The 26,654-nt window shown below is 75.1% G+C and carries 29 protein-coding genes; 8 read left to right on the top strand and 21 right to left on the bottom strand.

Going from position 1 to position 26,654, the window contains the following annotated elements:
• Positions 1 to 89: 89 nt before the first annotated feature.
• Positions 90 to 848, bottom strand: a complete 759-nt coding sequence (locus ACFQH9_RS07470) for an ATP-binding protein (protein ID WP_379565168.1) — start codon at positions 846 to 848, stop codon at positions 90 to 92.
• 153 nt (positions 849 to 1,001) lie between these two features.
• Between ACFQH9_RS07470 and ACFQH9_RS07465 the strand changes: the two genes are divergently transcribed.
• Positions 1,002 to 1,808 carry a sigma-70 family RNA polymerase sigma factor gene (locus ACFQH9_RS07465; RefSeq protein ID WP_379565167.1) on the top strand — a complete coding sequence of 269 codons (807 nt, stop codon included), beginning with the start codon at positions 1,002 to 1,004 and terminating at the stop codon, positions 1,806 to 1,808.
• Positions 1,809 to 1,880: 72 nt separating this feature from the next.
• Here the strand turns inward: ACFQH9_RS07465 and ACFQH9_RS07460 are convergent, their stop codons facing one another.
• Positions 1,881 to 2,465, bottom strand: a complete 585-nt coding sequence (locus ACFQH9_RS07460; RefSeq protein WP_379565166.1) for a hemerythrin domain-containing protein — start codon at positions 2,463 to 2,465, stop codon at positions 1,881 to 1,883.
• A gap of 228 nt (positions 2,466 to 2,693) precedes the next feature.
• Between ACFQH9_RS07460 and ACFQH9_RS07455 the strand changes: the two genes are divergently transcribed.
• On the top strand, positions 2,694 to 3,575 hold the full coding sequence (locus ACFQH9_RS07455) for a manganese catalase (RefSeq protein WP_379565165.1): 882 nt from the start codon (positions 2,694 to 2,696) through the stop codon (positions 3,573 to 3,575).
• Positions 3,576 to 3,615: 40 nt separating this feature from the next.
• Here ACFQH9_RS07455 and ACFQH9_RS07450 read toward each other — a convergent pair whose 3' ends face one another.
• The 4 genes from ACFQH9_RS07450 to ACFQH9_RS07435 all read right to left on the bottom strand — a co-directional run bounded on the left by ACFQH9_RS07450 (position 3,616) and on the right by ACFQH9_RS07435 (position 6,314).
• Entirely contained in the window at positions 3,616 to 4,506 is an 891-nt protein-coding gene (locus tag ACFQH9_RS07450; protein ID WP_379565164.1) for a SigB/SigF/SigG family RNA polymerase sigma factor, read from the bottom strand.
• Positions 4,507 to 4,733: 227 nt separating this feature from the next.
• A complete protein-coding gene (locus ACFQH9_RS07445; RefSeq protein ID WP_379565163.1) occupies positions 4,734 to 5,030 on the bottom strand; it encodes a hypothetical protein in 297 nt (98 codons plus the stop codon).
• 83 nt (positions 5,031 to 5,113) lie between these two features.
• A complete protein-coding gene (locus ACFQH9_RS07440) occupies positions 5,114 to 5,416 on the bottom strand; it encodes a hypothetical protein (RefSeq protein WP_379565162.1) in 303 nt (100 codons plus the stop codon).
• Positions 5,417 to 5,492: 76 nt separating this feature from the next.
• A complete protein-coding gene (locus ACFQH9_RS07435; RefSeq protein WP_379565161.1) occupies positions 5,493 to 6,314 on the bottom strand; it encodes a SigB/SigF/SigG family RNA polymerase sigma factor in 822 nt (273 codons plus the stop codon).
• 257 nt (positions 6,315 to 6,571) lie between these two features.
• Between ACFQH9_RS07435 and ACFQH9_RS07430 the strand changes: the two genes are divergently transcribed.
• Entirely contained in the window at positions 6,572 to 7,369 is a 798-nt protein-coding gene (locus ACFQH9_RS07430; protein ID WP_379565160.1) for a class I SAM-dependent methyltransferase, read from the top strand.
• A 55-nt stretch (positions 7,370 to 7,424) separates the two neighbouring features.
• Here the strand turns inward: ACFQH9_RS07430 and ACFQH9_RS07425 are convergent, their stop codons facing one another.
• Positions 7,425 to 8,183 (bottom strand): ZIP family metal transporter, encoded by a 759-nt coding sequence (locus ACFQH9_RS07425; RefSeq protein ID WP_379565207.1) that lies wholly within the window; start codon positions 8,181 to 8,183, stop codon positions 7,425 to 7,427.
• Positions 8,184 to 8,461: 278 nt separating this feature from the next.
• On the opposite strand from ACFQH9_RS07425, the gene ACFQH9_RS07420 reads away from it, so the two are divergent.
• Complete coding sequence (locus ACFQH9_RS07420) at positions 8,462 to 9,451, top strand: SigB/SigF/SigG family RNA polymerase sigma factor (protein ID WP_379565159.1); 990 nt, start codon at positions 8,462 to 8,464, stop codon at positions 9,449 to 9,451.
• On the opposite strand, the gene ACFQH9_RS07415 is transcribed toward ACFQH9_RS07420, so the two are convergent.
• From ACFQH9_RS07415 to ACFQH9_RS07390, 6 genes are all read right to left on the bottom strand, one after another.
• Positions 9,348 to 10,187, bottom strand: a complete 840-nt coding sequence (locus ACFQH9_RS07415) for an MBL fold metallo-hydrolase (protein WP_379565158.1) — start codon at positions 10,185 to 10,187, stop codon at positions 9,348 to 9,350. The genes ACFQH9_RS07420 and ACFQH9_RS07415 overlap by 104 nt on opposite strands.
• 401 nt (positions 10,188 to 10,588) lie before the next feature.
• Positions 10,589 to 11,089, bottom strand: a complete 501-nt coding sequence (locus ACFQH9_RS07410; RefSeq protein ID WP_379565157.1) for a hypothetical protein — start codon at positions 11,087 to 11,089, stop codon at positions 10,589 to 10,591.
• A 519-nt stretch (positions 11,090 to 11,608) separates the two neighbouring features.
• Positions 11,609 to 12,052 (bottom strand): Hsp20/alpha crystallin family protein, encoded by a 444-nt coding sequence (locus tag ACFQH9_RS07405; protein WP_379565156.1) that lies wholly within the window; start codon positions 12,050 to 12,052, stop codon positions 11,609 to 11,611.
• 146 nt (positions 12,053 to 12,198) lie between these two features.
• Positions 12,199 to 12,522 carry an STAS domain-containing protein gene (locus tag ACFQH9_RS07400; RefSeq protein WP_379565155.1) on the bottom strand — a complete coding sequence of 108 codons (324 nt, stop codon included), beginning with the start codon at positions 12,520 to 12,522 and terminating at the stop codon, positions 12,199 to 12,201.
• Positions 12,519 to 14,129 (bottom strand): ATP-binding SpoIIE family protein phosphatase, encoded by a 1,611-nt coding sequence (locus ACFQH9_RS07395; RefSeq protein WP_379565154.1) that lies wholly within the window; start codon positions 14,127 to 14,129, stop codon positions 12,519 to 12,521. Before ACFQH9_RS07395 ends, ACFQH9_RS07400 begins: the two co-directional genes overlap by 4 nt.
• 6 nt (positions 14,130 to 14,135) lie before the next feature.
• Positions 14,136 to 15,668, bottom strand: a complete 1,533-nt coding sequence (locus ACFQH9_RS07390) for an FAD-dependent oxidoreductase (RefSeq protein WP_379565153.1) — start codon at positions 15,666 to 15,668, stop codon at positions 14,136 to 14,138.
• A 135-nt stretch (positions 15,669 to 15,803) separates the two neighbouring features.
• Between ACFQH9_RS07390 and ACFQH9_RS07385 the strand changes: the two genes are divergently transcribed.
• Together ACFQH9_RS07385 and ACFQH9_RS07380 are read left to right on the top strand one after the other, a co-directional pair.
• Positions 15,804 to 16,322, top strand: a complete 519-nt coding sequence (locus ACFQH9_RS07385; RefSeq protein ID WP_379565152.1) for a DUF2243 domain-containing protein — start codon at positions 15,804 to 15,806, stop codon at positions 16,320 to 16,322.
• Complete coding sequence (locus tag ACFQH9_RS07380) at positions 16,319 to 17,353, top strand: cytochrome c oxidase assembly protein (protein WP_379565151.1); 1,035 nt, start codon at positions 16,319 to 16,321, stop codon at positions 17,351 to 17,353. The genes ACFQH9_RS07385 and ACFQH9_RS07380 overlap by 4 nt, the downstream gene beginning before the upstream one ends.
• A gap of 77 nt (positions 17,354 to 17,430) precedes the next feature.
• Here the strand turns inward: ACFQH9_RS07380 and ACFQH9_RS07375 are convergent, their stop codons facing one another.
• The 5 genes from ACFQH9_RS07375 to ACFQH9_RS07355 form a co-directional block, all read right to left on the bottom strand.
• A complete protein-coding gene (locus ACFQH9_RS07375) occupies positions 17,431 to 17,649 on the bottom strand; it encodes an STAS domain-containing protein (protein ID WP_379565150.1) in 219 nt (72 codons plus the stop codon).
• A gap of 64 nt (positions 17,650 to 17,713) precedes the next feature.
• Positions 17,714 to 18,145, bottom strand: a complete 432-nt coding sequence (locus ACFQH9_RS07370) for a pyridoxamine 5'-phosphate oxidase family protein (protein WP_379565149.1) — start codon at positions 18,143 to 18,145, stop codon at positions 17,714 to 17,716.
• A gap of 73 nt (positions 18,146 to 18,218) precedes the next feature.
• Positions 18,219 to 19,238: an NAD(P)/FAD-dependent oxidoreductase gene (locus tag ACFQH9_RS07365; protein ID WP_379565148.1), complete on the bottom strand. Its 1,020-nt coding sequence runs from the start codon at positions 19,236 to 19,238 to the stop codon at positions 18,219 to 18,221.
• Positions 19,239 to 19,370: 132 nt separating this feature from the next.
• The gene (locus ACFQH9_RS07360) at positions 19,371 to 19,628 is read right to left on the bottom strand and encodes a hypothetical protein (RefSeq protein WP_379565147.1); all 258 of its coding nucleotides are present in this window, start codon (positions 19,626 to 19,628) and stop codon (positions 19,371 to 19,373) included.
• 16 nt (positions 19,629 to 19,644) lie between these two features.
• Positions 19,645 to 19,812: a hypothetical protein gene (locus ACFQH9_RS07355; protein ID WP_379565146.1), complete on the bottom strand. Its 168-nt coding sequence runs from the start codon at positions 19,810 to 19,812 to the stop codon at positions 19,645 to 19,647.
• 218 nt (positions 19,813 to 20,030) lie between these two features.
• Here ACFQH9_RS07355 and ACFQH9_RS07350 point away from each other — a divergent pair, with 218 nt between their 5' ends.
• Together ACFQH9_RS07350 and ACFQH9_RS07345 are read left to right on the top strand one after the other, a co-directional pair.
• On the top strand, positions 20,031 to 20,417 hold the full coding sequence (locus ACFQH9_RS07350) for an STAS domain-containing protein (RefSeq protein WP_379565145.1): 387 nt from the start codon (positions 20,031 to 20,033) through the stop codon (positions 20,415 to 20,417).
• Between the two features lie 143 nt (positions 20,418 to 20,560).
• On the top strand, positions 20,561 to 20,902 hold the full coding sequence (locus tag ACFQH9_RS07345) for a hypothetical protein (protein ID WP_379565144.1): 342 nt from the start codon (positions 20,561 to 20,563) through the stop codon (positions 20,900 to 20,902).
• 136 nt (positions 20,903 to 21,038) lie between these two features.
• Here ACFQH9_RS07345 and nrfD read toward each other — a convergent pair whose 3' ends face one another.
• Genes nrfD through fdh form a run of 3 tightly spaced genes read right to left on the bottom strand, consistent with a single transcriptional unit; the run spans position 21,039 to position 26,451 of the window.
• On the bottom strand, positions 21,039 to 22,100 hold the full coding sequence (gene nrfD / locus ACFQH9_RS07340) for an NrfD/PsrC family molybdoenzyme membrane anchor subunit (RefSeq protein ID WP_379565143.1): 1,062 nt from the start codon (positions 22,098 to 22,100) through the stop codon (positions 21,039 to 21,041).
• Complete coding sequence (locus ACFQH9_RS07335; RefSeq protein ID WP_379565206.1) at positions 22,097 to 23,140, bottom strand: 4Fe-4S dicluster domain-containing protein; 1,044 nt, start codon at positions 23,138 to 23,140, stop codon at positions 22,097 to 22,099. The genes nrfD and ACFQH9_RS07335 overlap by 4 nt, the downstream gene beginning before the upstream one ends.
• A complete protein-coding gene (gene fdh / locus ACFQH9_RS07330) occupies positions 23,134 to 26,451 on the bottom strand; it encodes a formate dehydrogenase (protein WP_379565142.1) in 3,318 nt (1,105 codons plus the stop codon). The genes ACFQH9_RS07335 and fdh overlap by 7 nt, the downstream gene beginning before the upstream one ends.
• Between the last annotated feature and the right edge of the window lie 203 nt (positions 26,452 to 26,654).

Here is a 26,654-nt window from a genome sequence, read left to right as displayed (position 1 = left end):
TCACCGGACGGCGCCCCGGAGGGCCCCGTGGGAGGGTCCGGATACCCCGACGTCATCGGATGATGCCTCTTCCCGACGGGAAAGCCCGCCTAGCCGTTCCCGGCCTCCTCGCCGACCAACGCCCACACGGACTTGCCGCTGTGCAACGGCGTCACGCCCCACGTCCGGCTCATCTCCGCGACGGCCCGCAGGCCCAGCCCGTCCGACTCCGCGGTGAGCACCGGCCGGGCCGCGGAGCCGTCCCGCACCGAGACCCAGAGCCCCCGCGACGAGTGCGCCAGGCTCAGCTCGCCCGGCCCGACCGTGTGCTCCACCGCGTTGCTGACCAGCTCGTTCGCCACGATCGCTCCCCGTTCGGTGAGGTCGGCGGACAGCCCCCAGTCCTGGCAGGTCGCCTGGAGGAGCAGGCGGGCGAAGGGCGCCGCCTCCGGGCCCCCGGGCAGGTCGGTCGTCCGGCGCACCCGCGCGGGGCGCCGGTCGAGCAGGGTCAGGGCCTGGGCGAGGTCGCCCGCGACGGGCACCTCACGGTGCCGCCCGGCCTGCCGCATGCCCTCGATCACCGGTCCGCCGGCCGCGAACAGCACCATCCTGGCGGTCGGCCAGCCTCCGGCCGCCGCCAGCGTCGTCGCGAACGCGGCCAGCACCGCGGTGGACGACAGACCCAGCCGCCCGACGTCGACCAGCAGCCGGCCGCGGTCGAGGAGCAGCTTGCCCAGGACCCGGTCGAGCTCGGGGGCGGTCCGCACGCCGAGGACCCCGTCGAGGGCGAGCACACACACCCCGGCTGCGTCCGTGACCGTGCTGCCGAGCCCGGTGCCGGGACCACCGCCGGGCGGCTCGTCGCGCATGTCTGCCTCCGGTCACGGGATTCGTGCGGGCTGTCCCTCCACCTTCCCCGCCCGGGCCCGCGCCCGCAACGCCCGACCGCACGTGACGTCGGCCGTTCGGCGAGGACCACGGCCCGGACCGTTTTCCTCGCCGGCTGCCGGGTAGGCGGGCCTGTGCCCACGACCACGGTCTTCCCGTTCAGGACGCGGGCCCCCGCCGAAGGCCGGGACGGCCCGCACGGTTACGACGATCTCGAACCGGTGCTGCGCGCGCACGCCGAGAGCGATCCCGAGGACCCGGACCACGCGGTCCGCCGCGAGTACCTCATCACCCAGTTCCTCCCGCTCGTGCGGAACATCGCGCGCCGCTACGCGACCTCCGCGGCGGCGGAGGACCTGGAGCAGGCCGGTGTCGTCGGCCTGATCCGGGCCATCGACAACTACGACCCGGAGGTCACCGCGGGCGGCCCGCTGGCCTACCTGGTCCCGAGCATCCGCGGATCCATGCTGCGCCACCTCCGCGACCACACCTGGGCGCTGCGCGTGCCCCGGGCGATCAAGGACCTGACGGTCGCGGTCAACCGGGCCACCATCGACCTCACCCAGCGGCTCGGCCGGGCGCCGCGGCCCAGCGAGCTCGCCACCGAGCTCGGCCGGTCGCTCGACGAGGTGGTGGAGGCGCTCGACGCCCTGGCCGGTCACCGCGCGGACAGCCTCGACGAGCCGGAGTCCGAGTCCGGGTTCACCCCGGGCGACCGGCTGGGCGTCGCCGACGCCGGGCTCGACCTCGTCGACCACAGCGGCGACCTGCGGCGGCTGATCGCCGCGCTGCCCGAGCGGGAGCGCACGATCCTGCTGCTGCGGTTCTACGGCGAACAGACCCAGACCCAGATCGCCGAACGGATCGGCATCTCGCAGATGCACGTCTCCCGGCTGCTCGCCCGCACGCTCGCGCAGCTGCGCGCCCAGCTCAGCGGGTGAGCCGGGCTTCACGCGGGCGGGCCCGGGAACGGCGACGCCCGGGCGCNNNNGGGCGTCGGCGGCGGGCCCGGCTCAGCCGGTCGACCGGTTGCCCAGCCGGTCCCGGAGCCGGTCGACCAGCCCGACGCCCGGCCCGGCCAGCTTGTGGAAGAGCTCGGCGTTGGGCGAGTCGGGGTGCGGCCGGGTCGGCGCGATCTTCTTCGCCGCCTCGACCTTGCGCCGCAGCTCCACCAGCTCCTCCTGCGGGATCGACTGACGCATCCGCGGGAACTGCTCGGTCTCCTCGTCTTCGGCGTGGTGGCGCAGCGCTCGCGTGAAGTCGGCGACGAGCGTGTCGAACCGCGGGTCGTCCCCGTCGACGCCCTCGAGGTCCTTCATGATCTGCTCGAGCTTGTTGTGCTCCTCCTTGTCGTGCTCGACGGTGTCGGCGCCGTGGTCGAGCGACTTCGACATGGCCGGGTAGACGTACATCTCCTCGGCCACGGAGTGCCGCACCACTTCGGCGATGGCGGTGTCGGCGAGGTCCCGGCGCTCCTGCGTGTCCCGGGTCGCGGAGATCCGCTGCAGCAGGTCGAGCACCTCGTGGTGGTCGCGGGTCAGCTCGTCGACGACGTCGGCGCCCGAGGGCACGTCGTCGCGCGCGACGGTCTCGGTCATGGTGGCTCCTCGTGGTGGTGGTCGGAACGCGTCCGCCGCGGCGGCTACCCCGCCGCGACCGGATCAATCCGGCGCCATCCCGATGGACCGGTTCCGGTTTACGTCCCGCGGCGCCGGGCATCCGCGCGGCGCCGGCCGAGGTCAGGTGCCGGCCCCGCCGCGGTGGAGCGGTCACCGCGCGTCCACGTCGCCCGCGGGCGGCGCCATCGAAGCCTGTGAGGAGCCCGCATGTTCCTGCACCGCCAGGAGTTGCAGTACAAGGCCACCCCGGAGAAGCCCGACGCCGTCTACGCGCGCAAGCTGCAGGAGGTGCTCGGCGGCCAGTACGGCGAGATCACCGTCGCCATGCAGTACATGTTCCAGGGCTGGAACATGCACACCCCGGGCAAGTACCGCGACCTGGTGTTCGGCATCGCGTCCGAGGAGATCGGGCACGTCGAGATGCTGGCCACCATGATCGCCCAGCTGCTGGAGAAGGCCCCGCTCGGGATCACCCAGGACGCGGTCCAGGACGACCCGACCGTCGCGGCGGTGATCGGCGGGACGGACGTCCAGCACGCCATCGTCGCCGGTGCCGGCGCCCGCCCCGTGGACAGCATGGGCAACCCGTGGCAGGGCAGCTTCGTGACCGCCAGCGGCAACCTGCTGGCGGACTTCACCGCCAACGCCAACGCCGAGATGCAGGGCCGGCTGCAGGTCGCGCGGCTCTACCACATGACGGACGACCCGGGCGTGCGCGACCTGCTGTCCTTCCTGCTCGCCCGCGACACGATGCACCAGAACCAGTGGCTGGCCGCGGCGGAGGAGCTCAAGGAGTCCGGCGCGGAGAAGCTGCCCGTGCCGAGCAACTTCCCGCAGAGCAAGGAGTACACCGAGGTCTCCTACCAGTACCAGAACTTCTCCGACGGGGCGCACGCCGCCGAGGGCCGCTGGGCCAAGGGCCCGACCCCGGACGGCAACGGCGAGTTCACCTACCACGACGGGCCGACCACCACGGCCCCGATGCCGCCGCCCACCCACCCGGACAGCCGCCTCTACGGCACCACCGAGCTGCCCAACACGATGGAGAAGGCCGCGGGCGCGGCGCAGGACATGCTCAACAAGGAATGACCGCCGGGCCGGCCGCGGGGACCCCGCGGCCGGTTCCTCGTCAGCCGGCCGCGCCCGTCGCCCTGCCGGACGCGGCTGCGGACCGGGCGCAGGCCGGACGCTCGGTCGGGTCCTCGAGCAGCTCGGTGCGCAGGCGCTTCAGGGTGCGCGAGAGCAGCCGCGAGACGTGCATCTGCGAGATGCCGATGCGCTCGGCGATCTGGGTCTGGGTCAGCTCGCCGAAGAAGCGGAGCAGGAGGATGGTGCGCTCGCGCTCGGGCAGCCGGTCCAGCATCGGGCGCAGGGCGTGCCGGTACTCGACGAGGTCCAGCGTGCCGTCGAGCTCGCCGAGACGGTTCGCGACGGAGTTGTCCGCGTCGTCCTCGCCGAGCACCGCGTCGAGCGAGCCCGCGTGCTGGTTCGCCTCGGCGTCGAGCGCCTCGATCACCTCCTCGACCGGCACCTCGAGGTGCGCGGCGAGCTCGCTGGGCCGCGGCGCCCGGCCGAGCTGCTGCGACAGCGGCCCGGTGACCTGCCGGACCGCCACCGTGAGGTCCTTGAGCCGCCGCGGGACCCGCATCGTCCAGGTCCGGTCCCGGAAGTAGCGCAGGATCTCCCCGCGCACGCAGGGCACCAGGTAGCCCAGGAACTCGCCGCGGGCCAGCTCCGGGTCCCACCGGTCCAGCGCGCCGAGCAGGCCGAGGGTGCCGACCTGGACGAGGTCCTCGAGCCCGCCCGGATAGCCGCGGGCGTGCCGGGCGGCGACGTGCCGGACCACGGGCAGGAAGCCCAGGGCGAGCTCCTCCCGCAGCCGGGGACGGTCCGGATGGTCGGGCGGCAGCGAGGCGTACCGCTCGAGGGCGGGCATCAGACCGATGTACTCGCTGGCGGCCTGCCCGTCGGCCTGGCCGGCGCGCCCGGGGAGGACCTCGCGGGTCAGCTCCCGGGTCACGAGGGCCCGCCGGAGGGGATGACGGTCGTGCTGCGCACAGGGGTGTCCTCCGCCGTGAGGTCGGACGAGGGCGGTCTGCTTCACCCCGGCTCGCTCGGCGAGCAGTCACGACGGTACGGCCCACCCCCTCGGCGCGCGCGTCGAACGGCCGGGACCTGCGAGAACGACCTGAAAGGGGTCGGCGGCGACAGGCCGAAGAGGACTCCGGGCGACGGGTCCGGTGGCCCTCAGCAGCGCGGCGCCGGCCCCCCGCCCGCGGACATCCGCTGGATCCGGCGCAGCACGTCCGTGCTGGGGAAGCACCCCTCCCGCGACTTCTCGATCAGCAGCTCGACGTACTCCGGCACCATGCCGGCCGGGATGGACTCCTCGATGAGGTCGAGCTGGGTGCCGCTCGGGAAGGGGTCCTGGCGCACCGTGTCGAACAGCAGGCGGATGAACATCTCCCGCGGGTGCGGGCGCACGTCCGCGTCGCCGCCGTCGTCGCCGTGGGTCCGGCTCTCCGGCCGGTCGGTCGAGGTCATGGTCGCTCCCGTGGGTCCGTCGGTGCGGGTGCCTCACCCGATCGGGGAACGGGTTCCCGCGCGCCCGCCTGCCTAACCGTCCGTCACGGCGCGCCCGGGTCCGGGGCGCGCAGATCCTCCGAGTAGGCCACCGGATGGTCCTGGCCACGCTCGGTGAACCAGTCGTTGAGGGCCGCCGCCACCACGTCGTGCTCCGCCCAGGTGGGCTCGCGACGCAGCTCCAGCGTGTCCCGCAGCTCCTCCTCGGTCAGCATGCCGCCGAGGGCCGCCTGCGCGGTCCACAGCTCGCGCAGCGTGAGGTCGGACAGCGCGAAGCCCGCGCGCAACGCCGGTGCCGACCGCATCGTCTCCGCCGCCCGCGCCCGCTCGCCCCCGTCGTCGTTCATCGCCGTCACACCGCCCGGATTGCCGCCCGCCGCCGCTCCCAACCGCGTGTGCGGCAGGGGGTTCCGTCCCCCGGGCTCATCCGCGCTCCTCGAGGAGGCCCTCGCGGAGGCGGGCCAGCGTCCGCGACAGCAGCCGGGAGACGTGCATCTGCGAGATCCCGTAGTGCTCGGCGATCTGGGTCTGGGTCCGGTCCCCGAAGAAGCGCAGGGTGAGGATGCCGCGCTCGCGCTCGGGCAGCTCGGCGATCAGCGGGCGCAGCGCCTCGCGGTTCTCCACCTTCTCGAGGTTGCGGTCCAGGTCGCCGAGCGAGTCGACGACGCCGGGGCCCGACCCGTCGTCGGCGACGGCCTCGAGCGGCGCGCTGTGCTGGTTCGCCTTGGCGTTGAGCGCCTCGACGATCTCGCCGACGTCGACCTTCAGGTGCTCGGCGAGCTCGCTCGGCTTCGGCGCCCGGCCGAGCCGGTTCGACAAGGGCCCGGTCACCCGGGTGATCTCGAGGCTGAGCTCCTTGAGCCGCCGGGGCACCCGCACCGACCAGGTGCGGTCGCGGAAGTAGCGCAGCATCTCGCCGCGCACCGACGGGATCAGGAAGCCGAGGAACTCGCCCTGGGCGCGCTCCGGGTCCCACCGGTCGATCGCGTTGATCAGGCCGACGGTGCCGACCTGGACCAGGTCCTCCTGGCCGCCGCGGTAGCCCGCGCCGTGCCGCCGGGCGAGGTTCCGCACCACGGGCAGGAAGGCGACGACCAGCTCGGAGCGCAGCCGCGCGCGCTCCGGCGAGCCCTCGGGGAGGGCGGCGAAGCGGCGCAGCCTCGGCATCTCGTCGGCGTACTCACTGGGCCGCGTGAGCTGCGGATCCGGATCGGGGGCGGTCTCGGACAGGGCGGGGACGCTCACTGGTCGCTCCTTGGTCGATCGGGGGGCGAGGCGGCCGGAGCGGTGGGGGCCGCGTGCGGGCCGCCCGACGGGGACCCGGGCGCCGCGACGGCCCTCGGGCCGGCTCGCCGGTGCGGGCCGTCGGCTCGACCCTCGTGGACCGCGGGTCCCCCGCCGCGCCGGGTCGGTAAACGATCGGTGGTCCACGTCACACGGCCGCCCGGTGGCTCGCCCGTCCGGCGGGACCGCCTCGGCGCCGGACGCCCTACCGTCGTCCGATGCCGAGCGAGCGGGACCACGTCTGGGTGGACGCCATGCCCCGGGCGTACGCGGACTGCCTCGGGACCGCCGTGTTCGCGCCGTTCGCCGCCGAGCTGGCCCGCCGCGCGTCGGCGTCCGCTCCGCGGCGCGTGCTGGAGGTGGCCGCGGGCACCGGGGTGGTCACGGGGGCGCTTGCCGACGCGCTGCCGGGCACCGACATCCTCGCGACCGACCTCAACCCCGCGATGGTCGGTCACGGCGCCGCGCACGAGCCCCGCGCGCGCTGGGAGCAGGCCGACGCCGCCCGGCTGCCGGCGGGGGACGGCACCGTGGACCTCCTCGTCTGCGGGTTCGGCGTGATGTTCTTCCCGGACCGGCGGGCGGCGTACGCCGAGGCCCGGCGGGTGCTCGCGCCGGGCGGCCGGTTCCTGTTCACCGCGTGGGACGAGGTGGGCACGCACGGCTTCGCCGAGGCGTTGACCGCCGGCCTCCGCGCGGCGTTCCCCGCGGACCCGCCGCCCTTCGTCACCGCCGTGCCGCACGGCTACGCCGACCCGGACCGTATCCGCGCGGACCTCGCCGCGGCCGGCTTCACGGACGTCGTCCTGGAGCGGGTGGTGCGGACGGGGATCGCGCCCTCGGCGGTCGCGGTGGCGGAGGGCTTCTGCCGGGGCACGCCGCTGCGGGCCCAGATCGCCGAGCGCGGCGAGCCCGCCGCGGCGCTGCGCACCGTCGGCGAGACGATGACGGCGCTGCTCGGCGCCGGTGAGGTCCGCGGCGAGATGGCGGCCTGGGTGGCGGAGGCCCGCCGGTAGACGGCGTCCGCGGGTGGCGGGGTGTGACGTCGCGGGCCCGTGGATCGGGTGCCGATCAGGTGCCGCCCGCCGTGTGCACCGCGAACGCGGTGAGGAAGCCGAGGGCCGTGATCAGCCCGGTGAGGACGTGGGCGCGCTCGAAGGCCTCCGGGATCATCGTGTCGGCCAGCATCGCGAGGATCGCCCCCGCCGCGACCGCGGTGATCACCGCGACGACCGTCGGGGACACGCCGTCGAGCGCGACGTAGCCGACGAGCGCGCTCACCCCGCTGGCCAGCGCGATGCCGATCCACACGCCGAAGACGTAGCGGGCGGGGCGGCCCGCGCGCTTCATCCCGGCCGCGCTCGACAACCCCTCGGGGACGTTGGAGATGAAGATGGCCGCGAGCACCGCGGGGCTGACCGCGCCGCCGGTGAGCAGGGTGAGCCCGAGGACGACGGACTCCGGGACGCCGTCGAGCAGCGCCCCGACGGCGATCGCCGCCCCGCTGCCGGACTGCTCCTCCTCCGAGGGCTGCTGGTCGCCCGAGCGCTTGCGGTGCCGGGCCCCGCGCCGGTCCAGCGCGGCGTTGGCCAGCACGTACACCACCGCACCGGCCAGGAAGCCCACGGTGGTGGCGACGATGCCGCCCTGCCGAGCCGCCTCGTCGACCAGCTCGAACGCCAGCGCCGAGATCAGCACGCCCGCACCGAACGCCATGATCCCGGCGACGATCTTGGGTGGCACCCGCACCCACCACGCGATCGCCGCCCCGAGGACCAGCGCGCCGCCCGCGAGCAGTCCCCAGAGACCGGCCAGCAGCCAGGTCGGCACGGCCACCCCTCTCCTCGTGATCACTCCTCGGCCGCCAGGTACCCGGCCGTGCGGGCGTGAACCCCGGGCCCCGCCGGCCCCCCTCCCCCGCCTGCCCGACCGGGGTCCCGCCCTGCAGGCGATCTTCGAGTTGGGTAGCGTCCGGTCCGGCGTCCCGGCGCCGGGGTGAAACAGTCCGCCCGTCGACAGCACGCATCCCCGACGGAGGGAGTGGCCCAGGTGATCGTCGGGTCCCGGTTCGACCGGGCCGTCACGCCGCCGCACCGCGGGGGCGCCCGGTGACGGCCGGACTGACGACGCCCCCGGCCGAGGGCGGCACGGGCGACGAGCTGCGTCCCGTCGAGTCCGCGGAGGTCCTGCCGGACAGCGAGTACGTGAACCTCATGCCGGAGCTCTACGCGTACGCCGCCATGGCCGCGGACGATCCGCGCCGGCGCGCGCTGCGCGACGAGCTCGTCCTCGGCTTCCTCCCGGTGGCCCGGCACCTCGCCAGGAAGCACGGCCGCGGCTACCCCGGCGGGCTCGACGACCTGGTGCAGGTCGCCACGGTCGGCCTGATCTCGGCGATCGACCGGTGGGACCCCGAGCGCGCCCAGGGCGAGTTCCTCGGCTACCTCATCCCGTGCGTGCGCGGGGAGATCCTGCGCTACTTCCGCGACCGCACCTGGACGATGCGGGTTCCGCGGCGGCTCAAGGACCTCGGCGTCGCCCTCCGCCGGGCCACCGGGCCGCTCTCCCAGCAGCTCGGCCGGGCCCCGCGGCCCAGCGAGCTGGCCGCGCACCTCGGCGTCCCGGTGGACGAGGTCATCGAGGCGCTCGACGCGCAGGCCAACCAGAGCGCGGGCTCCCTCGACGCCGTGGCGGGCGACGAGGAGGGTGACACCCCGCTCGCCGACCGGCTCGGCGAGCTGGACCACGAGCTGGACCTCGTCGAGTACCGCGACGCGCTCCGCCCGCTCCTGGACCGGCTCCCCGAGCGCGAGCGCACCATCATCATGCTGCGGTTCTTCGGGGAGATGACCCAGACGCAGATCGCCGAGCGCGTCGGGATCTCCCAGATGCACGTGTCCCGGCTGCTCGCGCGCACCCTCGCCGAGCTGCGCCGCGGGCTGCTCGACGACGGCCCGCCCGCGGCCGGGCAGCCGGGCGACGCGCCCGGCCGGCTCAGCCGGGCACGGGTCGCGCCGCCGGCTCCAGCCGCGCGGTCTCGCCCCGGTGCAGCACCCGCAGTCCCGCCTGCAGCCCCCGGTCGTACAGCTCCTGTGTGAAGTGGCTCAGCGGCGACGCGAACACCCCGTAGTCGTCGTAGTGCACCGGGATGGTGGTGCCCGGCCGGAACGCCTCGACCAGGTCCGCCCCCTGCCGCGCGTCCATGGTCACCAGGACCCCGGCGATCCGCGTCCCGCCCAGGTGCGCGACGAGGACGTCCGGCGGCCCGAACCGCTCGTGGACGCGGTGCAGGAAGGCCCGCATCAGCGTGTCACCGGTCTGGTAGAGCCGCAGGACGGTGCGGCCGGCCCGCTCGAGTTCCAGGACCGCGCCCATGACCGGCGGGAGCGCGCGGTGCACCAGCGCGGGCCCGTGCTGCCCGGGCACCGAGGTCACGCGCAGCACGGCGTCGCCGCGGGTGGTCTCCCAGCTCTCCCAGGTCCGGAGCCCCGTCGCGGCGTGGAAGCCCTGCCGGGTGAGGCGGCGCTCCGCGTGCGGGGTCGTCACGATCGGCACGGCGGGCGGCAGCCCCCGCCGGGCGCGCCGGTCGAAGTGGTCGCCGTGCAGGTGGGACAGCACCACGGCGTCGAGCGGCGGGAGGTCCTCCGGCCCGAGCGCGGGTTCGGTGCGGCGCTTGCTCGTGAGGCCGTGCCCGAGGTAGGCCCGCTCGCCGCGGTGCAGGAAGTTCGGGTCGGTGAGGACGGTGAAGGGGCCGAGGCGCTGCAGCGTCGTCGCGGTGCCGACGAAGGTCAGGGACGAGCCCTCGGGGTCCGCGGTGGGGTCGGGTCCAGCCATCCCGGGGCGGTACCCCGCCCGGACGCGGCCACTCCCCCGGCGGCCCGCTCGGCCGTGGTCCGGCCGTGCCCGGAACCGTCGTGACCGGGAGGTCGTGTCCGGGAGGTCGTGTCCGGGAGGTCGTGTCCGGGCATGTCGGGGGCCGGGCGGCGGGAGGTGTGTGGACGGCGTGTGTGGACGGACAGCGCCGTGCTCCCGTCACCCGGCCCGGTGGGTGATCCGATGTCGTGAACGTGTGATCTCGCTGTGTGCGTCCTCCTCTCGGTCGTCGGGATCGGTGAAGGATCGTCGACCGTCCGGTGCCCGTGGCGGCGGACCGTCCGGCCGGTGCGGGGTGACGACGTGGGCGGGGTCCGGTCAGGCCGGCGCAGGCCGGCGCAGGCCGGTGCGGATCGGTCGGTTCAGCGCCGGCCGGCGCCGCTCCCGGCGAGTTCGGCCCGGCGGGGCCGCCGGTGGTCCCCGGCGAGCTCCTGCGGCTCGTCGGGCGTGACGACGCCGTCGAGCGCCGCACGCGGCTCCACCCCGGAGAAGGCGGTGAAGCCGAAGCGGACCTCGCCGGCGCCGAGCGTGTGGTCGGGGTGCGGCAGGTGCCGGACGTGGGAGGTGTCGGCGCGCACCACCCCGGCCGCGTCGGCGGCGTCGAGCCGGGCGAGCAGGCGCGCGAGGGCGACCGGCGCCTCGCTCGGCGGCACGGAGGTCTGGGCGAGCGTGCGGTGCAGGGTCTCGGTGCGCCAGCCGCCGCGGTCACCGCTGCCCACCGGCACCGGCACCGAGACGGTGAGCAGCCAGTGGGCCGGTTTCCCGGACAGCGCCGGCGTGGGGTGCACACCGATCTCGGTGGCCTGGTCGGCCCGGACGAGGCTGCCGTCGTGCAACTGCAGCCAGACGGAGGCGAGGCTCACGGGGGGCTCCTCGTGGTCGAGGGTTCGGTCGTCGGGGGCTGGGCGATCGGGGGCGGGCGATCGGGGGCGGGCGATCGGGCGGGCGATCGGGCGGGCGCGGCGCGGCCGCCCGGGCGCAGGGGCAGGGGCTCACCTGCACCCGGGCCGCGCCCGGACGAGGCGGTGACCGCTCCCGGGACAGGACCGGTCGGGCGCCCGCGCGCCCACGGGCCGTCGGCCGGGCGGAGCGCCCCCCGGTCTCCTCGTGCAGGCCGCCACCGGCGACGGGGGCGCAGAGTCCGCGCAGCGCGGGCCGGCGGTGCGGCGGCCGGGCGGCCGGGCACTCGGCCGGCGTGCCCCGCCAGGGCTCGTCGGCGATCAGCTCCGCGACGATGGCCGTGAAGATCCGGTCCACCCGGTCCTGCCCGGGCAGGTCGACGACCGCGACCCCGCCGGCGTCGGCGCGTGGTTCCATCGGGCTCACCTGCGTTCAGCTCCGAGGAGGGCCGGCCGGGCCCGGTGACCCGGCCGGACGGACGGTCAGGCGTCGATCGAGCGGCGCCCCGGATCGTTCGCGGTGGAGATGGAGATGGTACGCGGCTTGGCCTTCTCCGCGACAGGGATGCGGAGGGTCAGGACGCCGGACTGGTAGTCGGCGTGGATGTGCTCGGTGTCGAGCGTGTCGCCGAGGAACAGCTGGCGGGAGTACACGCCGAGGGGACGCTCCGAGACCTGCATCTCGACGTGCTCGTCGCGCAGCGTCGGCCGGCGCTCGGCCTTGACCGTCAGCACGTTCCGCTCGACGGACAGCTCCACCGCGGAGGGGTCGACGCCGGGGAGGTCGAACTCGACCACGAACTCGTCGCCGTGGCGGTAGGCGTCCATCGGCATGGCGGCGGGGCGGGACCACGTGCCCGGGGCGGTCCCGAAGGCCTGCTGGGCGAGGCGGTCGAACTCCCGGAACGGGTCCGTACGCATCAGCATCGCGGGTCACTCCTTCCTGGTCGACGATGTCGGCGATGCCGCGTCCCGCGGGAACCTCTCGGTTCCGATCGGGATATCTGCATCATGCACTACAGGTTTCGTCGCGCGCAAGGGCGCACGTCCTCTGGACCGTTCCAGAGCCCGGGTCAGACGATCCGCACGGGGACGACCTCGCCCAGCCCCACGAGCTCGACGGCCTTGCGCACCGGCGAGTCGGTGGGCAGGACGACCTCCAGCTCGACCTGGAGCAGCTCCAGGCGGTTCGCGAGCGTGAAGAGCGCCCGGATCCCCGCACTGTCCAGGCAGTCCAGTCCGCCGAGGTCGAGCACCACGGACCGGGCCCGGTTCGTGATCAGGTCCTGGACGCGCTGCTCGACGAACGTCGCGTTCGCCAGGTCGACCTCGCCCGCGACGGCGATCTCCAGCCGGCCGGGCTCGGCCTCGCGCGCCTCGACGGTCGCGTCCGTCACGACATCCCCCCCAGGGTCTTGTCCAGCACGACGCGGGTCCCGGTCGCGTCGCGGTCGAGGCGGACCTCGTCGACGAGGCCGTGCATCAGGGTGGTCCCGCGGCCGCGGTTGACGCCGCGGGCCTCGCGCCAGGCGCCGGTGTCGCGGACCGTCGCGCTGACCCGCCGTCCGTGCATCTCGAGGTGCACCTCGAGCAGGCCGCCGCCCGGACCGTAGGCGTGCTCCACGACGTTGGCGCACGCCTCGCCGATGGCCAGGACGAGGTCCGAGATCTCCTCCGGGGTGGCCCCGACCGAGCCGAGGTAGCTCCGCAACGCCTGCCGCACGCTGCGCAGCGCCCGCGGGACCGCGGGCTCGACCAGCCGCAGGGGTGCGGTCCCGCTGTCCGCCGGGCGCGCGACGGTCAGCAGCGCGACGTCGTCCTCGGAGGTTGCGTTGCCGATCAGCCGGCCCATGATCCGCACGCAGAGGTCCTCGGCCGGCGCCGGCCGCACGGCCCGCTCCAGCCGCTCCAACCCCTCGTCGAGCGGCTCGTGGCGGCGCTCGACCAGGCCGTCCGTGTAGAGGACGAGGCACGACCCGACCGGCAGGTCCACCTTGCTCGTGCGCCGCCGCCGCGGCGGGGTCAGCCCGATGGGCGGGTCGGTGGGGATCTCCAGCAGCCGGCCCTCCTCCCCGGCCAACGCCCGGACGGGCGGCGGGTGCCCGGCCGACGACACCCAGGCCAGGCTCTGGTCGACCTCCAGCACCACGCACAGCACGGTGGCCATCACGTCGCGCTCGAAGTGCTGGACCTGCACGTCGAGCCGGCGCAGGAGCTCGGCCGGGTCCTCGGTCAGCAGGGCGTAGGCGCGCACGGCGCTGCGCAGCCGGCCCATCGCGACGGAGGCCGGCAGCCCGCGCCCCACGACGTCGCCCACCACGACACACAGCCGGCCCGACGGCAGGTCGAACACGTCGTACCAGTCGCCGCCGATCTCGCCGCCCCCGCCGGGCACGTACCGCGCGGCGAGCTCCAGCCCCGGCACCGCCGGCAGCTGCGCGGGCAGCAGGCTGCGCTGCAGGGCGGCCGCGGCCGACCGCTCGGCCTGCGTCATCTGCGCCCGGGTGGCCAGCGCCACCCGGTCCGCGGCCAGCTGGAGCAGCTCGGCGTCGTCGACGGTGAACGTGCGCGGCGCCAGGGTCCCGACGTGCAGCACCCCGAGCACGTCGCCCCCGACCAGCAGCGGGACACCGAGCAGGGAGCGGATGCCCTTCTCCCGCAGGATCGGGTTGAGGACGTTGGAGTGGTCGACCTCGTCGATGATCACGGGGTGCCTCTCCGCGGCGATCTTGCCGGCGAAGCCCCGGCCGAGCGGGATCCGCACGCCCTGGCTGGTCTCCTCCTCCAGCCCGCGGGTGGCCGTGGCGACGAGGTACGTGGCGGAGGGGTCGAGGAGCAGCACCGCGACCGTGTCCACCTCGAGCAGGTCCCGGACGCGCTCGAGGACCTCAGCCAGCAGCTCGTCGACGCCGAGCCGGGCCAGCTCGGTGTCGGTGAGCGACTGGATCCGGCGGAGCCGGTCACCGGTGTCCGCGTCCGCTGTACTCTCAACAGGGCGCACCATCGAAGTCTAGGCGCGCCGGTCGCGGTCGTCCGGGGCACCCGGCACGGGCCGGCGGTCGAGGGGGCGGGTCGCCGGGCCCTCCAGCACGGCACCGTCGACGTCGAACCGGGATCCGTGGCACGGGCAGTCCCAGCTGCGCTCGGCGCCGTTGAACCGGACGAGACAGCCGAGGTGCGTGCACCGCACCGACACGGCGTGCAGCCCGCCGCCGGGGTCGCGGTAGACGCCGGTCCGCTCGGTGCCGGAGCGGACGATGCGGGCCTCGCCCGCCGGGACCTCCGCCGCCGAGCCGGCCTCACCCGGGCGTAGCCGGTCGCCGACCAGGTCGAGCGCGACCTTCGCGTTGGCGCGGGCGAGGGTGGGCAGCGCCTTCGGACTGACCCGGTGCGGGGTGAACACCGGGGAACCGGGCCCGCCCGCGATCTGCTCGGCGAGCAGGGCCGCCGCCATGCTGCCGCCCGAGAGCCCCCACTTCGAGTAGCCGGCCGCGACGAAGACCCGTGACGACACCGGGGTGTAGGTGCCCACCATCGGGGTGTGGTCGTAGGGCAGCGCGTCCTGCGCCGACCAGCGGTGCGTGACCCGTTCGACGGTGAGGTGCCGGCGCAGGAAGTCCTCGAGCACGTCGTACCGGCCCGGGTCGACGCCCCGTTCCCCGGACGGGTGGTCCTGGCCGCAGAGGATCACCTGGTCACCGAGGGAGCGGAAGGACCAGCTCGGCGAGCCGGCGGTGATGGACATCGAGCGTGGCGGGCCGCCCCGGACCCGGGCCGCCACGCAGTAGGCCCGCGTCGCCTCCATCCGCGCGAAGTAGACCCCGCGGTCCCAGACCGGGTAGTGCGTCGCGACGACGACCCGGTCGCCGGTCAGCGTCCCGTGCGTCGTCCCCACCCGGACCGGGTCCTGTTCGGACAGCTCGAGGGCACGCGTGCGCTCGAACACCGCCGACCCGCCCCCGTGCACGGCCGCGGCGAGCCCGCGGGCGTAGCGGACGGGGTGGAACTCGACCTGCCCGGGTAGCCGGACGGCACCCGCGACCGGGAAGGGCAGGTCCGTCTCCTCGGTCCACTCCACGGGCAGCCCCGCCGCCCGCGCGGCCTCGAACTCCTTCTCCACCGACCGCAGCTCGGAGCGGTCGGCGGCGACGGTGCAGGCCTCCCGGCGGCGCAGGTCGCAGTCGATGCCCAGCTCCTCCGCCGTGGCCGCCACCAGCTCGACGCCGCGCAGGCTGTGCTCGGCGTAGTAGGCCGCCGCCTCCGCGCCGCGCGCCGACCGGATCCGCGACAGCATCGTGGCCTGCAGCGCGGTGACCTTGGCGGTGTTGTTGCCGGTCGCGCCGGCGGCCACCCGGTCCGCCTCGACGACGGCGACCCGCGCGCCGCGCTCCTTGAGCAGGTACGCCGTGGTCAGCCCGGTGATCCCGGCACCGAGGACCAGCACGTCGAAGTGCCGCTCGGTGGTCGGTCCGGTGTAGCGGACGTCGGCGACGTCGGGGCGGTCGGTCAGCCAGGGCGAGCCGGTCTCGGTGGTGGTGGGCACGGGTCGGTCGGCGTGCGGGTGATCGGCCACCCGGGGGACGTACCCGCGTCCGCCCGTCCCAACCGGCCGCTCGCCCGCGCCGGTGTCCGGCACACCACGCCGGGTAGTGCTCCCGGGGGACGGAGGGAGCACGGGATGGCGGACGGTACGGACGGCCCGGAGACCACGGACACCACCGGGACGGCGGGTCCGGCGGGTCCGGCGGGCACGGCCGCGGGCCGGGCGGCGGGGCGCAACGCCCTCGCGGGCGTGCTCCTGGGGCTCGGCGTCGTGGCGTTCCTCGACGAGGCCGTGTTCCACCAGCTCCTGCACTGGCACCACTTCTACGACCGGGCGAGCTCCGCGGCCGGCCTCGTCTCGGACGGGATCTTCCACGCCTTCAGCTGGTTCGCCACCGTCGCCGCGTGGTTCCTGATCGCCGCGCTGCGCCGCGACCGCGCGTTGCGGGTCCGGCGCGTGGTCGGCGGGGCGCTGACCGGCGGCGGCGCCTTCCAGCTGTACGACGGGCTCGTCCAGCACAAGCTGCTGGGCCTGCACCAGATCCGGTACGTGCCCGACCTGCTGGTCTACGACGTGGTGTGGAACGTCCTGGCCGCCGTGCTGCTGGTCGTGGGCGTCGTGCTGCTGGCCCGCACCCGCGAGCGGCGCGCGTGACCGGGCACGGGCTCGTGGGGCCGGTCCCCGCGGGCCTGCTCGCCGCCGTCGCCGCGGCCGGCTACCTGGCGGCCGTCCTCGGGCGCCCGTGGCCGCCGACGAGGACGGCGAGCTGGCTCGCCGGGACCGCGGCCGCCGCGGCCGGCGCGCCGCTGACCGCGCACCCCGACCTGCGCGTGCACGTGCTCGGGCACCTCCTGCTCGGCATGCTCGCGCCGCTGCTGCTGGTGCGGGCGGCCCCGGTCACGCTCGCGCTCCGGACGCTTCCGCTGTCCCACGCCCGTGCGCTGGCCCGCGCGCTGCGCCGCGCCCCGGTGCGCGTGCTCACCCATCCGGTCGTCGCCGGGCTGCTCGACGTCGGCGGCCTGTGGGTCCTCCTCCGGTCCGGGGTGCACGCGACCGGTGGCCCGGCCGTGCACACCCTCGTCGCGGTCCACATGCTGCTGGCCGGCACGCTGTTCGCCGCCTCGCTCGTCGGTCCGGACCCGGCGCCGCACCGGGCCCGCCTCGGCGTCCGCGCGGCGGTGCTGGTCGCGGCCGTGGCCGCGCACGACGTCCTGGCGAAGACGGTCCTCGCCGACCCGCCGCCCGGGCTGCCCGCCGAGCAGGCCCGGGCGGGCGCGGAGCTGCTGTACTACGGCGGCCTGCCGGTGGAGCTGGCGCTGATGGTGCTGCTCGGCGTGGAGTGGTACGCGCGGGACCGGCGGGCCGCGCTCAGGCCTGCACGAGCCGCCAGCTCGTCGTCCCCCTGCCGCTCCTCGGGCAGCCCGGTCCGGCCGCCCAGCGGGCCGGCGCCCGGCGCAGCCCGACCAGCCGCTCCGCCGTCGCCCAGATCCGGGCGTGGAAGTCGCCGTCGCCGTCGCCCGGGGATCCGGGTATCCGGTCCCCGCCGTCGCGGGTCCGCCTCGTGCCGGACCGCCTCCGGCGTGCTGCACGTGGATCAGGGCGACGTCGTCGTCGTGCGCGTCACCGGTCAGCGCCGCGACGAGGCCGTCGCAGGCCGCGCCGGTGAGCGGCCGGGGCCGGCGTAGACCAGGCCGTCGTCGGGCGTGTGCACGGCGGAGAAGCGTCAGCAGGGCGTCGACCCCGGGTCCGCGGTCCGTCGGCCTCATCCCGTGAGCAGGGCGTCGTCGAGGGTGGGCCGGATGTCGAGCTCGTCCGTGAGCCGGGTCAGCTCGAGCGGGCGCAGGACGAGCCGACCGCCGGCGACGACGCGGACCGGCACCTGCCCGCGCAGCTGCCGGTTGGCGCGGACGAGCTCCGCCAGGCCGGCCGAGGCCGGGAACGTCACCTCGGTCAGGTCGACGACCAGCATCGCCGGGCGCACGGCAGGACCGCGAGGCCCGGTTCGGCGGACCGTGGGGCGGCGCGGACGCGCGGCGCGGTCCCGGTCAGCGCGCGACCAGTCGACGCCCGGTGAGGCGGGCGAGCGGGATGCTGATCGTGTGCCCGGTCCGGCTCGGAGGCCACGGCACGCGCAGCAGCCGGACCAGCGAGGCGAGGCGCGCGCGGTCGGTGACCTCGTAGGCCTCACCGATGCCGAGCACGCTCCAGCCGGTGTGGTCGCCGGCGTCGATCCGGTCCACCTGGAAGGCGACGACCGCGCCGCGGGTCGCGGCGACCAGGGTCGGCCCGCCCGCGGAACGGAAGACGATCTCCTCGCCGTCGAGCACGTAGGTGACCGGGTGGGCGGCGGGCATCGCGCCCTCGGTGTAGATCACCCGCCCGAGGTCGGCGGTCGCGAGCAGCCGCAGGCACTCGGCCCGGTCGATCTCCACGAGATCGGCCCGGCCCTCGGACACGGCCGTGGAGGACTCCGACACGGCCCGAATTCTCGTTCCCGACCGATCGTGCGGCAGGGGCCGAAAGCCCCTACTTGGTCAGGAGTGACTGCCGTCACAGGCCGTGCCGACGGTCCCCCGCCACCACCATCGCGACGCGCTCCTCGGACACCGCCGAGAAGGGGTCGCGGTACGCGGCGACGGCCTGCCGGGTCTCCTCGGCGATCAGGTCGGCGTTGATCTGCGCGGCCGCCCACGCGCTCGCCGCCGCGGCCGCCCCGACCTGCGCCGTCGGGTCGGTGACGTTGCCGGCCGCCCACACGCCCGGCACGTCGGTCCGGCCCGCGGCGTCGGTCCGGAGGTGCTCCCCCGCGCCGCTCGGGTGCTCGACGGTCCGCAGCCCGAGCGAGCCGAGGAAGCCCGCCCGCGCCACCATCCGCGACGCGACGGCCACGGCCTCGCGCGCCACGGTCCGGCCGTCGGCCAGGCGCACCCCGACCAACCGGTCGTCGACCACGACGAGGGACTCCACCGCCCCCTCGACGACGGTCACGCCGCGGGCCGCCAGCGCCTCCGCGGCCTCCCCCGCCGGCGGGGTCGACGTGTGGGTGAAGAAGGTGACGTCCGCGCTCCACTGCCGGAACAGCTGGGCCTGGTGCAGCGACATCGGCCCGCTCGCCAGCACGCCGATGGCGCGGTCGCGGACCTCCCAGCCGTGGCAGTAGGGGCAGTGCACGACGTCGCGGCCCCACCGCTCCCGCAGCCCCCGGACGTCGGGCAGCTCGTCGACCAGCCCGGTCGTCACGAGCAGCCGGCGGGCGCGGGTCGCGCGGCCGTCGCGCAGGACGACGCGGAACCCGTCGCCCTCGCGGACGACGTCGGCGACCTCGCCGCCCACGACCTCCCCGCCGTACCCGCGGACCTCCGCCCGGCCGCGCTCCAGCAGCTCCGCCGGGGGCATCCCCTCCCGCCCCAGCAGGCCGTGCACCCCCGACGCCGGCGCGTTGCGGGGCTCACCGCCGTCGATCACCGCGACGGACCGCCGCGCCCTCGCCAGCATCAGCGCGCCGTTCAGGCCCGCCGCACCCCCGCCGACCACCACCACGTCGTAGCCCGGTCCCAGCTTCTCGGTCACCTCGACCACCTCCGGCACCGACACTGCGCCGAGCCGGCACGCGATGGCAAACTTCCTTGCCAACCCAGCAACAGCCTCTCCGACCCACTCGCGGGAGCCCGGGGCGCGACTCGCGGGTAGCGGTGCGGGCGGTCAGCCGGTTGCGGCGAGTGCAGGGTGTGGGGTGGCGGGGAGGTGTTCGCCCGGGCAGCGCTGGACCCGGAGGCGGCGGCGGTAGCCGTAGCGGTTGTGCGGGAAGGGACGACCCCGCTCGTCGAGCACCTTCACCTGCCCGCAGCCCCTGCAGCGCCCGTACCCGACGGGCGAGTGCGCGGCCCCGGGGGACCTCCCCTCCCACGACTCCACCTGCGGAAACGCCTCCTCGCGCGAGATCCCGTCGTCCTGCCTCACGTCCTGCATCGTCACGTCAGGCATCGACACCGTCCCCGTGCAGCGACTCGAGGGCCCGGAGGATGTCGGGGTCGACCAGCGGTGTGGCGGACCGGTCGGTACGGGCCGGCGCGGCGGACGTCGCGGCGCGGGCCGGCGCGGTCGCGGTGGCCGAGGACGGGACGGAACTCAGGTCGGTGGGCATCTCGAACCTCCGATGAGGACGTGCGGTGACCAGCGGGCAGGGACCGGTGCTCACGGTCCTCCACCCGGCAGTCTGCATATCTACATCGTGCGCTATAGATATGCGCGCCGCAAGTGCCAGAGCGACGGCAGCGGACCAGCTCCGGGCGCGGCCGCCGACCGAGGCATGAACGACCCCGGTCGAGGGAATCCGACGGCAGGGACGAGGGAGGGGTTCGAGTGAGTGTGGTTGCCGCGCCCAGCCGGCCGGGCCGGTTGGCCATCTCCGGCCCACGGCCGGACGTGCACGTGATCGCCGTGGAGGGGGTGCTCGACCCGGTCGTCAGCACGCGGCTGCTGCGGCTGGTCGATGCGCGGATCCGGCTGCGCCGCCTCGGCACCGCCTCGACGACGCACATCGTCCTCGACCTGACCGACGTCGACTCGGCGACGACCTCCGCCGTCGAGACGCTCTCCCGCGCCGCGGACCTCGCCCGGCGGAACGGACTGGGCCTGCATCTGGTCGGGTTCGAGGCCGTCGCACGGCACCTTCCCCTGCCGGCACGACAGCTGGTCGGCCGGATGAGCCGCTACCCGGATCTCGACGCCGCGCTGGGGGCGCTGTGACCGCCCCGGCCGTTCCCGCCGTCGTCCCACCGTTACCCGCGGCGCGGCCGACCGGTCGCGTGCGTCGGCACACGCCGGTCAGATCGGGCACCCGAGGCCGCGTCCGGCACCACGTTCGACCCCGTGCGACCGGGGCGATCGAGGTGAGCTGCTGCGGCGCCGCCGTCCTGGTCCTGTGCCACGACGACCTCGGCGGCGGCCGCGAGCTCGCCGAGCGGGTCCGGCCCCGTCTCGTACCCCCGACGGCGGTGCTCGTGCTGGACCTGCACGGCCTGCGCCGCCTGCGTCCGGCGGCCGGACAGGTCCTCGCCGAGCTCGCGCATCGAGCGCGCCGCGCCGCGATCGCGGTGCGCGTCCTCGGCGACGACGAGCGCGTGCTCGCCGCCGTCCGCGCGGCCTGCGCCCACCCCGCCCTCGCGGACACGGTGGACATCAGGAACACGACCACGCCCGCCCCGCCCCCGCGCGCACCCCTGGAGCCGTGACTCTCCGAGCCACCGCACCGGAGCACTGTGGATCCATGACGCGAGGAGCGAGCACCTCAGACCGCGGTGTGGATCCCTCACGCAGGACCCGAAGACCTCGCAGCGCGTTGTGGATCCCCAACGCGGGAGCGCCGGGTCAGGTGGTCTTCGCCCCGTTCTTCGCGTCCAGCCGCTCACGCTGCGGCACCACGACGTACTTCGGGTCCTTGGTGGACGCCACCCCGGCCTCGAAGACCCCGAAGCGCTGCAGGGCACTGCCCGCGAGCAGCGCCAGGCCGGAGGCGGCGGCGCCGGCCCGGCTGCGGTGGGCGACGAGCAGGGTCCCGGCGAGGCCCGCCACGGTCAGCGCCTCGGAGGCGCGCCGCAGCCGACCGACGTGGCCCTCCCGGTACACCTCGCCGACCAGCCCGAGCCGGTGCTCCATCACCCGGGACGCGACGAGCTCCCCCGCCGCCCCGACCGCCGCGAACGCCCGCGCCGGTCCCGCCTCGGCGACCGGCGCGCAGAGCATGCCGAAGCCGCCACCGCTGGCCGCCGCGGACCCGACGAAGACGAACGGCAGCTCGTCGCGCACCTCGCTCCACCCGGGGACGGCGGTGTGCGACAACAGGACCGCGGTGTAGGACGCGACGCCGGGCGCCGTCGCCGCCGCGCTCACCCCGAGCGGTCGCGCGAGCCGCCGCAGCAGGCGGGCGGGCCAGGTGCCACGCCACCGCGCAGGCACCATCTCGGACACCGCGGCCGCGCCCGCGCCCGCGCCGAAGGCGCTGAGGATCCACGTGCCCACGCTCATCGGCGAGGTCGGCTTGAACACCCGCAGCATGTGGTGGAACCGCGCGGGCCGGCCCAGGTCGGAGACCAGGAAGTACAGGCTGGCCAGCAGCGCGCCCAGCGCACCGAGCCGGCTCGAGCGCCGCAGCGCGGGCCGGTTCGTCAGGTCCGCCCCCGCCGCGACGACCGACGAGCCCGCGGCCAGCCCGCCGCAGAACAGGTAGGCGGCGATCTTCCACTCCCACACCGGCGCCTTGAGCACCGGGCGCCCGTAGTAGGAGCGGAACTCCGCCTCGGGGACGACGGTCGGCTCGCCTCCACCGCCGCGCCCGCGCCGGCCCCGGCGCAACCCCTGGAACATGTGCGCCGAGCGCGCGGCGGAGCCGCCGGCGTCGCTGGGCAGCTCGGCGGGTTCGGGGCTCGTCACCGGCGTCCACCGCCCAGGAACGCGGCCACCCCGGCCAGCGCGAACGCCGCCGCGGCGGCCCCCGCGCGCCGCCACATCGACGGCGCGTACCGGGTGGGGACCTGCGGGTCCGGCGGCAGGCCGTAGACCTCGGGCTCGTCGAGCAGGAGGAAGAAGGCGCCGTCGCCGCCGACCCCGTCCTCGGGGTCCCGGCCGTACAGCCGCGCCTCGGACACCCCGAGCCCGTGCAGCTGGGCGAGCCTGCGGTCGGCGCGCTCGCGCAGCTCGTCGAGCTCGCCGAACTGGATCGAATCCGTCGGGCACGCCTTGGCGCAGGCGGGTTCGAGGCCGTCGCCCAGCCGGTCGTAGCAGAGCGTGCACTTGTTGGCGCGCCCGTCGTGCTCGCGCCGGTCGATCACGCCGTAGGGGCAGCCGGACACGCAGTACCCGCAGCCGTTGCAGATGTCCTGCTGCACGACGACCGTGCCGAACTCGGTGCGGAACAACGCGCCGGTGGGGCAGACGTCGAGGCAGCCGGCGTGCGTGCAGTGCTTGCAGACGTCCGACGCCATCAGCCACCGGAAGTCCGTCCGGCTCTCGGCCCCGGTGCGGTCGCCCGGGCGGGAGAAGGCGGGCATGCCCAGCTCCTGCGGTTCCGGGCGCCCGGGCGGGAGCGGGGTGGTGCCCAGCTCCGACCCGCCGCGGGGCGCTGCCTGCAGCCGCGGCTCGACCGCGCCCGCGGTCTCCGGGATCCCGCTCGGCCCGGTCGGCAGGCCCGCGAAGCCCGGGTCCTGCCGGCCCGTCGCCCGCGGCTGCTCGACGAACGCGACGTGCCGCCACGAGTTCGCCCCGAGCATCCCGGTGTTGTCGAAGGACATCCCGAGCAGATCCAGGCCGTCCTCCGGGACGGCGTTCCACTCCTTGCAGGCGACCTCGCAGGCCTTGCAACCGATGCACACGGAGGTGTCGGTGAAGAACCCGACGCGCGGCGGGTGGTCGAGGTGGCCCGCGTCGCCCGCCACGTCGTCGAGCGGCCCGGACAGCCGGTTGCGGCTCACGATCCCTCCTCGGTGTGCGCCACGCCGTGCGCCGTGGCGATCCGGGTGTTCGTCGCCGCGGTGATCCCCGCGGCGGCCCGCACCTCGGCGAGCAACGCGCGCAGCGCCGGTCCGCGCGGGCGCGGGCCGGGCCGGACGTCGCAGGTCGCGACCTTGCTCTCCTGGATGAACACGTTGGAGTCCTCGACGACGCCGAACAGGTCGTTGACGACGTCGCCGGACACCAGCCCGGTGTGGCCGAAGTGGTAGGGCAGCCACACCTGGTGCACCACCCGACCGTCGATCCGCAGCGGCGCGAGCCGGTCGGTGACCACCACCCGGGCCTGCACCGCCGCGCGGCTCGTGACGACGTGGGCGTCGCCGAGGTGCGTGAGCCCCCGCTCGCGGGCGAGCTCCGGGGACACCTCCACGAACAGGGCGGGCTGCAGCTCCGACAGGTAGGACAGCTGCCGGCTCATCCCGCCGGCCGTGTGGTGCTCGGTCAGCCGCGCCGCGGTGAGGACGTACGGGAACACCTCGGACCCGCGCTCGGGCGGCGCGGGGTTCGACGGGTTGTCCGGCCGGCCGTACACCTTGCGCGTCGGGTTGCCCTGCTGCCGGTACAGCGGGTTGCGCACCGGCGACTCGTGCGGCTCGTAGTGCGTCGGCAGCGGCCCGTCGAGCAGCCCGTGCGGCGCGAACAGCCAGGCCTTGCCGTCGGGCTGCATGATGAACGGGTCGTCGCCGCACAGGGCCTCCGGTCCCGTGGTGCCCTTCGGGGGCCGGTGCCCGGGCGGGGTGGTGCGCGGGAAGTCCGGGACGTCGTCCCCGGTCCACTCCCCCTTCGCCTCGTCCCACCACACGAGCTTCTTGCGCTCGCTCCACGGCCGGCCCTCGGGGTCCGCCGAGGCCCGGTTGTAGAGGACCCGCCGGTTCAGCGGCCAGGTCCAGCCCCACTCCGTCTCGTAGGACTCCTGCTCGGTGTGCGGCTTGCGCCGCGCCGCCTGGTTGACGCCGTCGGCGTAGACCCCGCTGTAGATCCAGCACCCGCAGGAGGTGCTCCCGTCGGCCTTGAGGCCGAGGTAGCCCGGCAGCAGCTCACCGGTGGTGAGGTCGTGGCCGTTGATCCGGCGCAGCACGTCGTCGGCGGAGGGCTCGGCCCACGGGACCGGGGCGGTGGGAGAGGTCTCGGTCGCGTAGTCCCACGCCAGCCTCTGCACCGGAAGGTCGCGCTCGTCCGTGGAGTCCGCCAGCCGCTCCCGCACCAGCCGGCCCAGGTGGTAGGCGAACCACAGCTCGGAGCGCCGGTCGCCGGTCGGCTCGACGGCCTTGGTGCGCCACTGCAGCATCCGCTGCGTCTGGGTGAACGTGCCCTCCTTCTCCACGTGCGAGGCCGCGGGCATGAGGAACACCTCGGTGCGGCACCGCTCGGGCACGATCTCACCGGTCTCGATCTCCGGCGAGTCCTTCCAGAAGGTCGCCGTCTCGATCTCGTTGAGGTCCCGCACCACCAGCCAGTCCAGGTTCGCCAGCCCGAGCCGCTGCAGCTTGCCGTGCGCGGAGCCGACGGCCGGGTTCTGGCCCATGACGAGGTAGCCGAACACCTTCCCGTCGATCATGTCCATGACCGTGCGGTAGGTGCCGTGGTCGCCGTCGATCCGCGGCAGCCAGTCGAAGCCGAAGTCGTTCTCCGGGGTGGCCGCGTCGCCGAAGTACTCCTTGAGCAGCGAGACCATGTACGCGTCGACCGCGTAGCCGTAGCCCTTGTGCCCGCCGGTCCGCTGGTCGGCCACCCACGTGTCCAGGTCCGTGTGCGTGACGTCCGGCATCGCCAGGTAGCCCGGCAGCAGGTTGAACAGCGTCGGGATGTCCGTGGACCCCTGGATGCTCGCATGCCCGCGCAGCGCGAACACCCCGCCGCCGGGGCGCCCGATGTTGCCGAGCAGCAGCTGGAGGATCGCGCCCGTCCGGATGTACTGCGCGCCGACGCTGTGCTGGGTCCAGCCCACGCTGTAGACGAGGGCCGTGGTCCGCTCGCGGTTCGAGTTGGCCGTCCACGCGCGACAGACCTCGAGGAACTGGTCCTGCGGCGTGCCGCACACCCGTTCGACCATCTCCGGCGTGTAGCGGGCGAAGTGCCGCCTGAGGACCTGGTACACGCAGCGGGGGTGCTGCAGCGTCGGGTCCTTCGTGATCTCGTCGGCCGCGCCCGCGACGCCCGCGCCGCTGGCCCCGGCCTGCATCGGCTCGGTCTGCTCCTTCGCCTCGGCCGAGTTCCCCTGCGGTGTGCTCTCGGCGGGCTCGGCACCCTCGTAGTACCAGCTGCCGCGGTCGTAGGTGCCGGTCTGCGGGTCGTAGCCGGAGAACAGCCCGTCGAGCTCCTCGGTGTCGGCGAAGTCCTCGCGGACCAGGAACGACGCGTTGGTGTAGGCCGCGACGTACTCACGGAAGTCCAGGTCGTTGTCCAGGACGTACCGGATGACGCCGCCCAGGAAGGCGATGTCCGAGCCGGCCCGGATCGGGACGTAGGTGTCCGCGACCGCGCTGGTCCGGGTGAACCGCGGGTCGACGTGGATCACGCGGGCGCCGCGGCCCTTCGCCTCCATCACCCACTGGAACCCGACCGGATGGGCCTCGGCCATGTTCGAGCCGATGATGACGATGCAGTCGGAGTTCGCGAGGTCCTGCTGGTAGTCCGTCGCGCCGCCGCGACCGAAGGAGGTCCCCAGACCGGGAACCGTGGCGGAGTGTCAAATACGGGCCTGGTTCTCGATCTGGATCGCGCCCATCGCCGTGAACAGCTTCTTGAGGAGGTAGTTCTCCTCGTTGTCCAGGGTGGCCCCGCCGAGGGCGGCCAGGCCGGTGGTGCGGTTGAGCCGCCGGCCCTCGCGGTCGACGTCCTGCCAGCCGCGTTCCCGCGCCGCGACCACCCGGTCGGCGATCATCTCCATCGCCTCGTACAGGTCCAGCTCGGTCCACTCGGTGGCGTACGGGGCGCGGTAGCGGACCTTGTCCAGGCGCTGCTCGCCGGTCACGAGTTGCAGGCTCGCCGAGCCCTTCGGGCACAGCCGGCCGCGGGAGATGGGCGAGTCGGGGTCGCCCTCGATCTGCACGACCTTCTCGTCGCGCACGTAGACCTTCTGCGCGCAGCCGACCGCGCAGAAGGGACACACGGACCCCGCCACCCGATCGGCCGAGGCCGTGCGGGGACGCAGGCCGACGTGCCTCGGCGACTGCGCGGCCGCGCCCCGCCCGAGCGGGTCGCTGCCGGTGAGCTGCCGGTACACCGGCCACGAGTCGAGGCCGATCGACCCCAGCCACGTCCGCACGCCCATGCGGCCCCCTTCTCTCGTCGTCGCATCGGTACCCGCGGCGAACCCGCCGAAACCGTCGCGTCGATCTTCCTCACCCGTCCCGACCGTCACCGTCGGCGGTGTCGCACTGCGCCATTCGGGTGGTTCGGGCCGGCGGCCCGCCCTTCGTGTGTCCACACCGGCCGCCCGGGTATCGCCGACGGCATCTGTCGACCGGAAGGAGC

Source organism: Pseudonocardia lutea, assembly GCF_042658055.1.
GTDB lineage: Bacteria > Actinomycetota > Actinomycetes > Mycobacteriales > Pseudonocardiaceae > Pseudonocardia > Pseudonocardia lutea.
This window is presented reverse-complemented; position numbering and strand designations above follow the sequence as displayed.